This window comes from Longinema margulisiae, assembly GCF_025266855.1.
Taxonomy (GTDB): domain Bacteria; phylum Spirochaetota; class Brevinematia; order Brevinematales; family Thermospiraceae; genus Thermospira.
Window position 1 is genome coordinate 1,945,528 of sequence record NZ_CP053071.1, and the last position, 13,175, is coordinate 1,958,702.

The 13,175-nt window shown below is 44.8% G+C and carries 12 protein-coding genes; 5 read left to right on the forward strand and 7 right to left on the reverse strand.

The features are described from left to right. Positions 1–13: 13 nt before the first annotated feature. The 3 genes from BREVNS_RS08705 to BREVNS_RS08715 form a co-directional block, all read right to left on the reverse strand. Positions 14–1,312 carry a hypothetical protein gene (locus tag BREVNS_RS08705; protein WP_483426621.1) on the reverse strand — a complete coding sequence of 433 codons (1,299 nt, stop codon included), beginning with the start codon at positions 1,310–1,312 and terminating at the stop codon, positions 14–16. A gap of 69 nt (positions 1,313–1,381) precedes the next feature. Beyond that, positions 1,382–4,522 carry a diguanylate cyclase gene (locus BREVNS_RS08710; protein ID WP_483426622.1) on the reverse strand — a complete coding sequence of 1,047 codons (3,141 nt, stop codon included), beginning with the start codon at positions 4,520–4,522 and terminating at the stop codon, positions 1,382–1,384. Between the two features lie 84 nt (positions 4,523–4,606). Then, on the reverse strand, positions 4,607–5,095 hold the full coding sequence (locus BREVNS_RS08715; protein ID WP_483426623.1) for a hypothetical protein: 489 nt from the start codon (positions 5,093–5,095) through the stop codon (positions 4,607–4,609). A 618-nt stretch (positions 5,096–5,713) separates the two neighbouring features. Between BREVNS_RS08715 and BREVNS_RS08720 the strand changes: the two genes are divergently transcribed. From BREVNS_RS08720 to BREVNS_RS08740, 5 genes are all read left to right on the forward strand, one after another. After that, the gene (locus BREVNS_RS08720; RefSeq protein WP_483426624.1) at positions 5,714–6,304 is read left to right on the forward strand and encodes an early set domain-containing protein; all 591 of its coding nucleotides are present in this window, start codon (positions 5,714–5,716) and stop codon (positions 6,302–6,304) included. 66 nt (positions 6,305–6,370) lie between these two features. Beyond that, positions 6,371–6,706: an STAS domain-containing protein gene (locus BREVNS_RS08725; protein ID WP_483426625.1), complete on the forward strand. Its 336-nt coding sequence runs from the start codon at positions 6,371–6,373 to the stop codon at positions 6,704–6,706. Between the two features lie 60 nt (positions 6,707–6,766). After that, positions 6,767–7,051, forward strand: coding sequence for a DUF3467 domain-containing protein (locus BREVNS_RS08730; protein WP_483426626.1), 285 nt, complete (start codon positions 6,767–6,769; stop codon positions 7,049–7,051). Positions 7,052–7,060: 9 nt separating this feature from the next. Further along, on the forward strand, positions 7,061–7,528 hold the full coding sequence (gene smpB / locus BREVNS_RS08735) for an SsrA-binding protein SmpB (RefSeq protein WP_483426627.1): 468 nt from the start codon (positions 7,061–7,063) through the stop codon (positions 7,526–7,528). A 74-nt stretch (positions 7,529–7,602) separates the two neighbouring features. Next, the gene (locus BREVNS_RS08740; RefSeq protein WP_483426628.1) at positions 7,603–8,028 is read left to right on the forward strand and encodes a hypothetical protein; all 426 of its coding nucleotides are present in this window, start codon (positions 7,603–7,605) and stop codon (positions 8,026–8,028) included. 6 nt (positions 8,029–8,034) lie between these two features. Here the strand turns inward: BREVNS_RS08740 and BREVNS_RS08745 are convergent, their stop codons facing one another. Genes BREVNS_RS08745 through glyS form a run of 4 tightly spaced genes read right to left on the reverse strand, consistent with a single transcriptional unit; the run spans position 8,035 to position 13,175 of the window. Further along, positions 8,035–8,565: a thermonuclease family protein gene (locus BREVNS_RS08745; protein WP_483426629.1), complete on the reverse strand. Its 531-nt coding sequence runs from the start codon at positions 8,563–8,565 to the stop codon at positions 8,035–8,037. Then, positions 8,523–9,326, reverse strand: a complete 804-nt coding sequence (locus BREVNS_RS08750; RefSeq protein WP_483426630.1) for an ABC transporter ATP-binding protein — start codon at positions 9,324–9,326, stop codon at positions 8,523–8,525. Before BREVNS_RS08750 ends, BREVNS_RS08745 begins: the two co-directional genes overlap by 43 nt. A 2-nt stretch (positions 9,327–9,328) precedes the next feature. After that, complete coding sequence (locus tag BREVNS_RS08755; RefSeq protein ID WP_483426631.1) at positions 9,329–11,080, reverse strand: HD domain-containing phosphohydrolase; 1,752 nt, start codon at positions 11,078–11,080, stop codon at positions 9,329–9,331. Between the two features lie 28 nt (positions 11,081–11,108). After that, entirely contained in the window at positions 11,109–13,175 is a 2,067-nt protein-coding gene (gene glyS / locus BREVNS_RS08760) for a glycine--tRNA ligase subunit beta (RefSeq protein ID WP_483426632.1), read from the reverse strand.

A 13,175-nucleotide genomic window follows, 5' to 3' on the forward strand; every position in this document is an offset into this window, starting at 1 on the left:
CCTCCTTTCAGCACTAAAAGGTTACCTTTGTGCTGATACTGGTGGTGGTGAGACTCTGAATGACACCATTCTCATCAAGTTTGAAGGTGCGTTTGTATTCAAGGGCAAGGATGAGGTTCTGGCTGGCGTAGTAATTGATGAGAAGCCCGAGTTGTGAGTGTTCACTCTCATATTTGAAAACATCGTTCCATTCGGCGATATTTTGCCTTGTCCATGTGGCACGAACATCAAAGAGCTGCAAGACCTGTTTGTTTGCCCCTAAAGCGAGAGTCAGGGCGGGGAGAGACACATCACCCCAATCATCTTCAAGCGTGAAGTCAAAGAAAATAGCCCCATTCATGAGTTGCAATCCTGAATTGAAGGCCCACCCTATATAATGATTGGTGTAGTGTTCAAGCAATTCATATTTGGTAGCACGAACACTTTCATAGTACGAATCAAAATAGACAGGGACAAACTTCGGCTGGAGGATGCGGAATTCAAAGCGATAGGGGATGATAGAAACAATATCTCCACGGATACCCGTAGCTTCACCTGTCCCTTTGCCGACAATGTATCCTATATCAGCGTATGGCCTGAGATTGAAGACGGCTGAACTGACAAGAGGAAGACTCACATCAAGTCCGACAACGGTTACAGGAGCCATATTGCTATCCGTAAACTGGTAGGGCTTATCCGCAGGGGGAGTGGGATTTCCTGGGTCAAGGTCGGCGGCAATAGTGCCCCCGATCTCCAGTTTTTCCAACAGAAACATCTTGGTTGGCTGGAGAGGACGGACATAAGCCCTGAGTCCCATGATATCCCAGTCCCAGATATTATCGACGGCGGACTCAAAACCAGCCACTTTGAAATCACTGTCAAGGGCGAGTCCAAGCTTTTTGATAGAGGGGAAGTCCCGCATATTGGAGAAGCGGCGCATGATCCAGCCATTTCCAAGGGTGAAGTCGTCAATGTTTCCCACCTTGATATAGAAGGGATCGCCTTTCACTCCATAACGAACATAGAGGATCTTTGAAAGGACCGCCTGCCAGGTGTTCCACTCAGAGGTGCGAAAATTCCACTGCGGATCAAATTCAAGGTTGAGATCCAGTCCAATTCCAAACTTTCCTATGGAAAGGTCTGGTTGGAGACGAAGGGAGAGGTAGTTTGTGCCGTCGATGGTGATATTCCCTACCTGAAAGCCAAATTTGACAGGCGAAGAAGCACTTTGCTTTGGCTTTTCTTCTGTCTTTACTTCATTGGTATTTTCAGCCCAGAGAGAAACGGCCAGAAAGAGCATACCTACTATACCTATGTGTCTTGTTATCTTCATAAGACCTCCTTTGAGTCTTGTATTTCCTACGTAAATTATACGCTTTGAAAAGAAAAAAGTGAAATTTTTTTAGGACTTATAGACCATGGCTTTGTTTTTGCCCTGATTCTTGGCTTCATACAGAGCAATATCGGCAAATTCTAAAAGACGTTGAAGGTTTCCGGCCTGTTTGTAATCGGCGATTCCCATAGAAATGGAAAGATATTTTTCTGGAGGAATGGGATCAGCGGTATGCTTGGAGAGGATTTTCTCAAAGAGATGGGTTTCTTTCATTTTCTGGTAGAGTCTTTTGATGAGTATCAAAGCCTTGTGACGGTTGGTATCAGGAAGGACAAGCACAAATTCGTCTCCCCCGAAACGACCGAGGAGATCAACTTTTCGGATATTCTTCTGAAAGAAAAAAGCCACTTCCTGGAGAATAGCATCTCCTACACTATGGCCGAAGGTATCGTTGTAGTATTTGAAGTTGTCCATATCGGTAAATACGACAGAGAAATTGTAGTCTTCGGAGCGCTTGGTACGTTCTTCTTCTTCTTCGAGGCGTTTTCGCAGGGCAAGACGGTTGGCACAACCGGTAAGCATGTCTGTTTGAGCGGTATGATGGAGCATTTCAGCGTAGATAAGGTTGGCGAGCATGGTATTGACCTGTTTGATAGCCATATGCATTTCCCGGAATGTTTGTTCAGAGAAGGCATTTTCTTCGCGGCGGTTGGCAAAAAACACACAGCCGGCTTCCTGTTCTTCAATAAAAAGGGGAAAATACATCAGGCTATGGAACTGGGGAAAGAAAAGTTTCATATAGTGAGCGGCAAGGTCAACAACAAGTCTTTCCTGGCGCGTGGTGAAGCAAGCCCGGATGTTATCATAGAGATCGGGAGGGAGAAGTTTGGCTTCGTGGGAGGAATAGAGAAGAGCCCAGTTTTTGTAGTTGTCCTGATAGGACCCAAGGTAGCAGGCGATAAAATCCACAATCAGATAGCGTTTGATAAGAAGCATGGATTCGATGATGAGACTTTGTTTGTCTTTTTGTCTGAGAAGAATCTTTTGAAGCTGGTTCATGAAGTCAAGGGTTTCTATCGTATGCTGAACCTGGTTTATCTGGGCATAGAGACGAGCTGTTTCTAAGATATGTTCTTTGGGAATATCGTAGTGGTGACGAAGAGGACGAACGTATCGTTCAAGGAGGTAGTTCTGGTAGTGGTAGAGATTGAGGGATTGCAGGCGCTGGATGAAGCGTTGTTTCTGGTTTTCAAAAAGGGATGGTTGGTTTTCTTTGAGCCAGAGAAGGTAGTCGTACCAGATCTCCATTTCATTGTAATTGAATTCATCTTTAGAAATATTTTCAATGGCTTCTTCGTAGGCCTGGATGATTTTCTGGGTATTGATGTATCGCTGATAATAGCGTGCCAAAAACCACTGAAGATAGGCGTACTCTTCATGAGAGTAGTGAGAAGGATTTTTTTCAGTTTTGGCAATGATGTCGCTTGCCTGGTGATAGTAGGGAACAAATTTATTCAGTTTTTCGAGAAGGTAGGTGTGAAGGGTCATGATTTTCGTATTGGAATGAATGGGAAGGGACTCTATACCCAATTCTTTTTTGAGATCAATGAGAAAGGAGAGAAGTTCTTCGGCAGTGTCGTAGTTATGGAGAATGATCTCCAGTTGCACTACATTCATCAGGCTCATACAGAGTTCTCGATAGTCTCGTAATTCGATATTGAATTTTATGGCACGGTTGTAGTAGTAAAAGGCTTTGTGAAAGTTTTCGGCTGAAAAATAAACATACCCAAAGCCATTGTAGGCATGGCAGACTTTCCTGAGATCACCCAATTTCTGGCGGAGCTGAATAGATTTTTTGTAAAATCGTACGGTTTTAGGATAGTCATGAAGACGACTATAAAAGATAGCTATATGATGAAGAAAAAATGTTTGACGATAAAGATGAACGTATTTTTTTGCAAGTAAGAGGTTTTTTTTGAGATGGGAAATGGTTTTTTCAGGTGAGAGAATATCGCTTGCCATCATGGCGTAATAATAATTGCTTGCCAAAAACAAGTAGAAAAGAGGATGTAAACGTTTGATAGAGGGAATCATGGCTTTGTAAAAATTCTCAAATTGGTAGAGGGACATGTCTCCACAGGTAAAGAGAAGCCCCTGAGTGGCTAAGAAGAGGGGTTTTTCTTTTGATGGGCAGAGCTGGGCTGTATGACGGGCAATCTTCAAAGCGGTTTCACGTCCAGCATCTTTGTTGAGATAAAAATAAGCCTGAAGAATCTGTGTCTTTACTAAAGTTGAGATATCGTTGTATTCCTGCAAGATAGAAAGGGCTCTCTCCATGGAGAAAATAGCCTCATTGAGAGAGCCTTCAATGGCAAGGGCAAGGGCAAGGGTTGTGAGGGTTTCTACACGCTTTGGGAGGGGAAGTTTTTCCTCCTGTTTCAGGAGTTCTTCGGCAACGCTCTTCACATCACGCCATGCCCAGTGTTTTTCATAGCTTTTCACCTTGAGGAAAAGTTCTTCAGGGGAGGGAGTGGCAAAGCGAATGCCTGTTTCTTCAAGGGCATTGTCGGAGAAGGTAAATTCAAAAGAATACAGCTTTTTCTGATATTTCTGAAAAAGGGTATTCCACTCTATTGATTGTTCTTCTGGCAAATGGGGAACAAGGCGCATGTCCATCAAGAGAAGGAGGGAGAAGCCACCTGGATTTTCCAGAAGGGAAGAGAGAAAGTCAAAAAAGGCCATGGAGGCTTTGTTGGTGCATCGTAAGATCATGAGATAGGGGCGTTTGTGAAAGAGAAGAGCAAGAAGTTCTCTTAAACCTTTGAGAAGTTCTTTCTGAAAAAAGAGGAACTCTTCTCTATCAAAGTACCAGGTGTAAAAAGGAGTGGGCATGCTTTCAGGATAGAGAACCATAGAAAGAAGCTGTTCTCTGGCAAAATGAGAAAGGGAAAGCTGGGAGAAATAGGCTTCTTTTTCTTCTGGAGGAACTTCGGAAAGAAAATCTCTCACAAAAGAGAGAAAAGGCTCATAAGGGGCTTCCTGAAGGGTCAAGAAGTAGATATCTTTCTGGATGGGATGTTGTCTAAAAAAAGCCCGAATGGTATGTTCAAGAATCCTGATGGAATCAGTTTCAATCGAGACCACCACGGGGGAATCCTGAGATTCTACAAGAGAGAGAACATCCTCGAGTCTTTTCAGTTCATCGGGCATAGTCCCTCCAGGGTTTAGCGTGTTTTTCCCGGACAAAAAGGGAAAGTACTCCCTGCATTATGATAGAGAAAAAGGGTGTTTCTGTCAATTTTTGGGAAAGGTGTGGTGAAAAGCCTTGAGAAACAACCCTATGAGCCCTGTCGCCATCAAGGGATGCGCGATGGTGTACAAAATCCCTCTCAGGATACTGTTTTCCCAAAAAAGCATACGATCCGCATGAAAAAGCCCAAGTCGGGGATCGTTTCCCACAATGGCTGCAAGGGAGAGTCCTTTGTAGAGACCAAGCCCAAGGGTGAAAAGAACTCCGATGACATAAATCCAGAAGAGAGCGGCGGTACCCGAGGAAACCTGAGATTCTCCCTTGAAAAGAAAAGAGAGGATGAAAGAGAATATGGCAAAAAGAAGTACATGTCCATGGGTAATAAATAGATGAAACCCAACGACGATTTGGCGATCGAGATAGATATTTCTGAAAAAGAAGCGACTCCATTCTCTGTCAATGATACCGATAAGAAGTCCCCCAACGAGGAGAGCAAAGCCAAACCGGAAGAGTGCTCGACTGAGATTTTTCATAAGAAAACCTCCTCATATGATGGATATATGAGTATAAAGAAGACAAGAAGGATTGTCCAGTTTTCATAAGTTGAATATTGTGAGACCTTCGCACATTCGTATAAAGGTCTCATTTTTGTTGCTGAAACAAGGTGATAGCCCCGGCGGGAGGGGAGACCACGCGGGCTGGTAGGAGAGGGCACCCTTCTCCTTTCGATGTCCGAGCTACAGGATGTGGCGAGTAAGCCCGGAGTCAGATATGGAGGGCTGTCCTCGGGCGGCTACAGAAGAGAGCGGGGCTACAGGTTTTTGTTCCAGCTCGCACCAGTGGAGACAAGTCGGTGGCTACAGAAACTGCCGCAGGGACGGCGCGGGGCAAAAGGGGCGGAGCCCCTTTTGCCCCGCGCGGGAGCGCTTCGTGGAAAAAAGGAAGATGTATAACAGAAAGAGCCCAAAATTGAAAGAGAAAAAATGGTCGAACAAGTATTCAGTTTTTGTGTAAAGATAACCATTATGTATGAATATGGGAAGATAGCCTTTCTCCTCTGTCTCGAGATTTTTCTGCAAGATACTTGACTTTTTCCAATTTTGTGGTATAGTATATAGAGGAGAATACTATAATCTGAAAAGGAGGAAACTATGAAAAGATTGTGGTTGATGGTGGTATTTTCCCTTCTGAGCGGTATGTTGTTTGCTGAGCTGGACAGTAGCTATGTGAGCTACGAGATTATGGAGACGAAGGGGAACACCATTTACGTGCGTTTCCGTGTGAATGTGCCCTATCTGATCCAGTATACCAAGGAGCAGATTCAGGTCACCAAAGACCTCATTGCGAAGGAAAAGAATCCTCGCAAAAAAGGCAAGCTTGAAGAGATCCTCGCTCACTATGAGCAGCACTATGAGCTTCTCTCCAAGAACAAGGTGAAAGCCATCTGCGTCTTTGGTGATTTCAATGGCTGGGCTACCTTTGCCAGTGAGATTCCCAACAAGCTGGAACCTACCAGCAAGAACCCTGATACCTGGTATACCAAGACACTCGTTCCCTTCATCGTAAAACCAGGTGAAAAGATGCAGCTTCGCTACAAGTTTGTGATTGATGTTGGTGTGCAGTACAAGTCCAAAGATGGGAAACCCCAGGACTATCTCTACCTCGAGGATCCTCGTAACCCCAACAAGGATCTCGATGGTTTTGATGGGTACAATTCTTACTTTGTGTACGAAGGAAAGTAAACAAACTTCCCCCTTCTTTTCATACGAAAAGAAGGGGGTTTTTATATTTTCTCAAAAGGGGCGGTCATGAGTGAACAGTTTTTTGAAAAAGAAGGGGTGGTGGTTCTTGTTTTGCGAGGGCATCTCTCAGCTGAGAATCTGGGAGTAGCGACTTCTTTTCTTTCTAAAAAAATACAAGAGGGGAAGTTTCGTTTTATCTTTGATCTTTCTGGGGTGAGCTGGATGGGCTCTATGGCCTTGGGCCTTTTAGCCACCGCTATTCGAGAAGCGCTTTCTCACAATACAAGGGTGAGGCTTGTGAATCCCAATCCAAAGATTGTAGGTCTTTTGCAGGATACTTCTCTTTTAGAACTCTGCCATGTCTATTCAGATATCAACAAGGCTTTTGAATCTTTTCGGTAAAAGTTGTCTTTTCCCTTTCCTTGCCTTATAATACGGTACTGGACTAAAAAGGAGGTTGGTATGGCAGAGAAAAGTGTGAAAAATATCAAGATACATCTGCCAGAAGGAGAGGATATTGTTCACTACTCGAATGTAGCGATTATTTCTCACTCTCCTGAGGAGGTGGTCTTAGATTTTGCTCAGACCCTTCCGGGCAAGGAAGAGGCTCAGGTGGTTTCTCGTATTGTGATGACCCCTCGAAATGCCAAGATGCTTTTGAAGGCGCTGGAGAATAATATCAAAACCTATGAGGAGAATTTTGGGCCCCTTATTCTCCCCCAGGACAAGGATCAGCATATTCATTAGAGGAAGGGAATGAGTCAGACAAAGAAACCTATCATTGAAATTACGGTAAATCGCAAGGCCTATCATGACTATGAGATGCTTTCTACCTATGAGGCGGGGATTGAGTTGACAGGCACCGAAATTAAATCTATCCGGGATCATGCGGTCAACTTGAAGGATAGTTTTGTTCTTATCCGTGATGGCGAAGCCTGGGTTCATAACATGCATATCAGTCCCTATGGGCATGGGAATATCTTCAATCACGATCCTACGCGTAAGCGACGGCTTCTTTTGCACAAACGAGAGATTCTGAAACTCTCGCAGGCGGTGCAGCAGAAGGGGCTCACCATTGTCCCCACGAAGTTATACATCAAAGGCAAATATGCCAAACTTGAGATAGCCGTGGCTAGAGGGAAAAAGCTGCATGACAAGAAAAGTGCCCTCAAGGAACGGGACATCAAGCGAGATATGGATAGGGAAATTCGTGATTTCAGGTAGAGAGAAAGGAACTAAGAAAAGAGAGAGGTTGATTTTTTGTCATATATTTTGTATAATAAAAAAGGAGGATTTCTATGCTTTCTCTTATTCCGCTTTATCGGATTTTGAGCAAAACAGCTTCAGAAGAAGAGGCGCAGGAGGCTATTGAGAGTCTTGAGCTTTATGTCAAGGAAATCAAAGAAGAGCATGCTACCAAAGAGGATATTGCACATTTACGAGAGGATTTTCATCTTCTTCTCCAGCAAATGGACAAGCGCTTTGAACAGGTTGAAAAACGTTTTGAACAGGTAGAAAAGCGTTTTGAACAGGTAGAAAAGCGTTTTGAGCAAATAGATAAACGTCTTGAACAAGTAGATAAGCGTTTTGAAGAAATGGATAAGCGTTTTGGATTAATGATTGATCAGATGAATAAAAGATTTCATTCCCTTCAATGGATGATAGGAATAGGGTTTACTGTTATCAGTCTTTTGATAGGGTTATTTGGTTTTCTCAGGGGATAAGAAATTTCAGGGCTGGAATGTTTCCCACATACCCTGTCTTTTTTCCCTTGCCTTTTGTTCTGCCTCGAAAAGTCTCTGTCTTTCCTCGGTTGACATCTCTCTTCCGGGAAGGTACACCATAGCCCAGCCACTCTCTATCATTTTCTCATTTATCCACTCGTTGGAAAGATACAGGCTTGCTAACACACGTCCGTAGTGGTCTTTTCCGTAGGTTTTGAAGAGAACTAAGCTTCCTTCGGGCATGAGCTTTTGTAAGGTTTTCCAGCCGTTGGTGCCCCACTGGCAGGCTGTTTCGTAGGAGACCCCGTAGCCCTTTTGTTTCCAGAAGACCACCTGTCTGATAAGTCTTTGACTGTAGGAGAGTTCCCAGGCGTCAATACCGGCTAAACGAACGACAAAAGAGACTCCTTCTTTTTCCAGGAGGCAACTGTCTCCGTCTATGACTTTTCTACAGATAGCCTGAGAAGAGGGTTTTTCTCCACTGCTACAGGCTATCAGTAGGAAGCAGGTAATAAGCCATCTGGCTTGACGAGGCATACATATCTCCCATAGGGACGAATAACCTCTACCTCTATACCCAGAGCCTCAGAAAGGATTGCTGACGAAAGCCCTTCTGATAATCTTCCCTGATAGAGGGTTTTTCCCTCTTTGAGGATGTGGAGAAAATCAAAAAAAGGCATGATTTCTTCGGTATGATGGGTGACCATAATCATTCCCACTTCCGGGTGGCGGGTAGCGATGGTTTCAAGACTCAGGAGAAAAAGTTCTCTTGAAAGAATATCAAGATGGGTGCAGGCTTCATCAAGAATGAGAACCTTTGGGTGAGCCATCATAGCCCTGGCAATGAGGATTCGCATCTTTTCTCCATCGGAAAGATGACCAAAGAGCCTGTTTCCGAAATCTTTCATTCCTATGAGGGAAAGCCAGTAGAGGGCCTGCTCCTTTTCCTCTGCTTCTGCTATGGCGTACATACCAACCCAGCCATAACGGCCGCTGATAACTGCATCCAGTACGGTTTCTCCTGGATGCATGGATTCTTTGATCCAGGTGTTGATAAGTCCCATCTTTGAGCGAAGTTCACGGATATCACTTTTCCCATCTTCTTCGCCAAATCGTCTGATGTTTCCAGAGGTGGCCATTTGATAACCGGCCATCACCTGCAAAAGACTACTTTTCCCGCTTCCATTTCGACCGAAGAGAATCCATTTTTCCCCTTCCTGTATATCCCAGGAAATGCCGGAAAGGATGGTATTTCCTTCTAAAATCAGACTCACCTTGTCCAGATGAAAGATTTCCATGGTTATTCTCCTTGAAAATCGTCAAAGTAGGTGTGCTGAATATGGCGTACCTCTTCCTCCGCAGACAGGAGATAGTCCACCAATATTGGCTCAAACTGGCTTCCACTATTCTCTTTCATATAGCGGACTACCTCATCCCAGGGCCAGGCCTTTTTGTAGCACCTGTCTGAAGAGAGGGAATCAAAGACATCAGCTACGGTGGTAATACGAGCATAGAGATGAATCTCCTCTCCTTTTTTGCCATGAGGATAGCCTTTTCCGTCGATACGTTCATGGTGTTCAAGGGCAATGATGGCCGCTGTCTTGAAAATCTCCCGGGAAGATTTACAGAGCATGTCGTATCCAAAGATGGTGTGTTTTTTCATGAATTCAAATTCTTCTTCTGTGAGTTTACCTGGCTTGTGGAGAATGGCATCAGGAACAGCCAGTTTTCCCAGATCGTGCATCGGGACAGCGAGTTTCAAAAGTTCTATCTCTTCCCGGGAGAGGCCACACTTTTCCCCGATAATGGCGGCGTATTCACTCACCCTTCTCACATGGTTTCCGGTTTCACGGGAGCGGGCTTCAGCGATTTCACTGAGTCTCAGAATAATCTCTTTCTGGGTGGAGAGCACTTCTATGTTGAGGTTTTTGATTTCCTCCACCATCTGGTTATTTGCCCTGACCATAGTCCTCATTTTTCGTGTTTCCACCACAAGAAAGTTGACAAACACAGCCACCCACCCGTAGGCCGTGAAGATATGTTCACTCATAATGATACCCTGTTCCCTGAGAATATCAAGAAGGGCGGTGATACCAAGCACAAGAAAACCCGCGAAAACCTCTCTTGCCCAGGGGTTTGTTTTTCCATGGTGCAGGATGATACCAAGGAGGATGGGCAGGAAAGCCATCAAGAAAATTTCAAAAGGGTAGAGAACAAGAGCTAAAAAATTGAATGAGAAGAGCGAACCAATGACGGTAACACAGCCAAAACAGAGAAGGGTAGAGGAAAGAAGCTTATGCCAGGGTTTTGAAAGAGAGAGCATACCCCGTACCATTTGCCAGACAAAAAAGGGTATAAAGAAAAGACTCCAGAGTTCTAAAAAGCCATAAAGCCGTGGATGAAGCCCAAATATCCACCATTTGGCAAGGGAGCGGGTAGAAAGATAGATGGCAATAACAAGAGCAAAACCAAAGAGCCATCCCACAAACTGTTTACTATACCAGTAAAAGGTGGCTAAAGAGGCCAATGCTGAAAAAAGAATCATGGCCACCATCACCCACAGGATGATATCCTTGCGAACCAGAAGTTGCAAAATATCGCTGATATTTCCCACCAGAATGGGAAGACGGGGAAGACCGGGAAAAGCCGTCTCAGAACGAATCTGGATGAGAATTTCTTCATCGACAACGGTATTTTCCGGGAGGTGTTTCCCGAGAAGGACGATGATTGGGGAAAAAGAAGAAAGAAACTCTCTTTGGTTGCCAAAAGAGTGGATAACCTTTCCGTTTCTATAAACAGTGATTTCATGGTCCACTGAAGGGATGTACAAAACAGTTGTGTGAGACACCTTGACTTTGGCAAGGAACCATACCTCACGAAAAGAAGTGCCCACCCAGTGGATACGAGAGGGCTTTTGCCAGGTGGTGGGGAAGCGTCCTTCTTTCACACTTTCCAAGGACACCCCTTCTATCTGAAGAGAAGACACCTGCGCCCACCCCGCCTGCAGGACAATGGCAACGGCGAAAAAGAGGAAGCCTATAACTTTAGGCAATCCCCGCTCCTTTTTTGTTTTGTGCTTGTTATTCTATAACTATCTTCTCCATATCAACCAGTCGCATAAACATAGCATCCACATGCTGTAAGAGGGCAATACGGTTGGTCTTTTTCTGTTCATCTGGATCCATGACGAGAACCTCGTCAAAGAAACGGTCTACCACAGGACGGAAACTCGTCAGGATGCCAATGGCTAAGGGATAATCCCTCTTTTCCAGTGCCTTTTCATAGTCGGGAAGACTCTTGGTGTAGGTCTCATACAGCGCTTTTTCAGCCGTTTCCAAAAGTGTATCGGATTTGAGAGGGAACATCTGAAGACCTCTGATGATATTCTTCACACGTCGGAAAGCCACAGCAAGATTCTGGAAGTTTTCTCCTGAGCGGGCGGTATGGATGGCACTTACACGACAGAAGACGTCATAAATGTCTTCCACAGCCATGGCAATACCTGCTTCAATTTCGTCGTGGGCAAATCCATACTCTCTGAAAACGGTTTTCACCCGTGTGGTGATAAAGTCAAAGACTCGCTTCTCATATTCCTCCTGGGAGATGGCAAGATAAGGCTGGTAAAGTTTGAAGACTTCCTTGTAGAGATCTCGAAGGGGAAGGTGAAGCTTTTTCTCAATCAGAATACGAATAATACCGAGTGTTTGACGACGAAGGGCCAAGGGATCACGGGAACCAGTCACTTCATACCCCTGAGCATAGAGAGCAAAGAGGTTGTCCAGCCTATCAGCAAGGGAAACAAGAATTCCTTCATTGAGAGAGGGGAGATTGTCACCGCTAAATTTTGGCCAGTAATGTTCCTTGATAGAGATAGCCACATTGATGGGAAGACCATCATGAAGGGCGTAGTAGTACCCCACAATCCCCTGAAGTTCTGGAAATTCATACACCATATGGGTGACCAAGTCTGCTTTGCAGAGGTGAGCAGTCATGGTGGCCAGGGGGATATCCTTTTCCATCTGGAGATAGCGACCGAGAATACCTACAAGTTTTTCAAGGCGTTCTGTTTTGTCCTTGAGACTTCCAAGATTTCTTGCAAAGGATACATAGGCTAAATCCTCAAGACGACTCTCGAGGGAACGTTTTCTATCCTCGTCAAAGAAGAACTTTCCATCGTTGAAACGGGCCCGGATCACTCGTTCGTTACCGGCCACAATGGTTTCATTGGGATGCGTATTGGTGATGATGAGAAAACGATTGACAAGACTCCCATCTTTTTTCTGGAGGGGAATAAACTTTTGATGTTCTATCATCTCTGAAATGAGAACTTCCTTTGGGAGTTTGAGAAATTCTTCTTCAAAGCTTCCCACGGCCATTTCCGGATACTCCGTGAGACTCACTAAGGTATCGAGAAGCCCTTCATCGCATACGGCTTCTACCCCTAACGTCTGGGAGGCAGCATGAATCTCTTTGGTGATAATCTCTCGTCTTGCGGTATGGTCCACAATCACAAAGTGTTTTTGAAGGGTTTTTTCGTACTCAGAGGCAGACGGTACGACAAAGGACTGGAGTCCAAAAAGGGTCCTGTGGCCATAACTTTTGTTGTCTGCGGTGAGATGTCCCCATTGAACAGGAATAACCTTGTTATCTAAAAGGGCACAGAGCCAGCGCACCGGTCGTACAAAACTCATTTCATAAGTAGCCCATCGCATGGCTTTGGGAAAACGAAGGCTTGAGAGAAGTTTTGGCAAAATACGTTCAAGAACAGTGGATGCGGATTCTCCACCTTCTTCCTTTTCATAGAAGAGATAAACCCCACCACCGACTTCACGCTGAGTGAGGTCCTTTTCGGTGATATTGTTTGCCCGGAGAAATCCCTCAAGGGCTTTGGTGGGTTTCCCTTCACCGTCATAAGCGGCTTTGAGAGCAGGTCCCTTTTTTTCCACCTTTCGTGTGATGGTCTTGGGTTCCATTCCCTCGGCGAGAAGAACAAGCCGTCGTGGGGTACCTGTGGTTTTGATTTCCTTGAAAACAAGGCCATTCTCTTCAAAAAGCTTGGTTGCTTCCGTCTGGAGTTGATTGAAGGTATCGAGAAGAATCTCGTGTGGTATTTCTTCCACACCAATTTCAAAAACAAGACGAGCCAT

Excerpts from the sequence above, each read along its gene's own strand:
- BREVNS_RS08720 (WP_483426624.1), top strand. The coding sequence starts at position 5,714 with ATGAAAAGATTGTGGTTGATGGTGGTATTTTCCCTTCTGAGCGGTATG.
- BREVNS_RS08745 (WP_483426629.1), bottom strand. The coding sequence starts at position 8,565 with ATGCCTCGTCAAGCCAGATGGCTTATTACCTGCTTCCTACTGATAGCC.
- BREVNS_RS08730 (WP_483426626.1), top strand. The coding sequence starts at position 6,767 with ATGGCAGAGAAAAGTGTGAAAAATATCAAGATACATCTGCCAGAAGGA.
- BREVNS_RS08725 (WP_483426625.1), top strand. The coding sequence starts at position 6,371 with ATGAGTGAACAGTTTTTTGAAAAAGAAGGGGTGGTGGTTCTTGTTTTG.
- BREVNS_RS08740 (WP_483426628.1), top strand. The coding sequence starts at position 7,603 with ATGCTTTCTCTTATTCCGCTTTATCGGATTTTGAGCAAAACAGCTTCA.
- BREVNS_RS08705 (WP_483426621.1), bottom strand. The coding sequence starts at position 1,312 with ATGAAGATAACAAGACACATAGGTATAGTAGGTATGCTCTTTCTGGCC.
- glyS (WP_483426632.1), bottom strand. The coding sequence starts at position 13,175 with ATGGCTCGTCTTGTTTTTGAAATTGGTGTGGAAGAAATACCACACGAG.
- BREVNS_RS08715 (WP_483426623.1), bottom strand. The coding sequence starts at position 5,095 with ATGAAAAATCTCAGTCGAGCACTCTTCCGGTTTGGCTTTGCTCTCCTC.
- BREVNS_RS08750 (WP_483426630.1), bottom strand. The coding sequence starts at position 9,326 with ATGGAAATCTTTCATCTGGACAAGGTGAGTCTGATTTTAGAAGGAAAT.
- smpB (WP_483426627.1), top strand. The coding sequence starts at position 7,061 with ATGAGTCAGACAAAGAAACCTATCATTGAAATTACGGTAAATCGCAAG.
- BREVNS_RS08710 (WP_483426622.1), bottom strand. The coding sequence starts at position 4,522 with ATGCCCGATGAACTGAAAAGACTCGAGGATGTTCTCTCTCTTGTAGAA.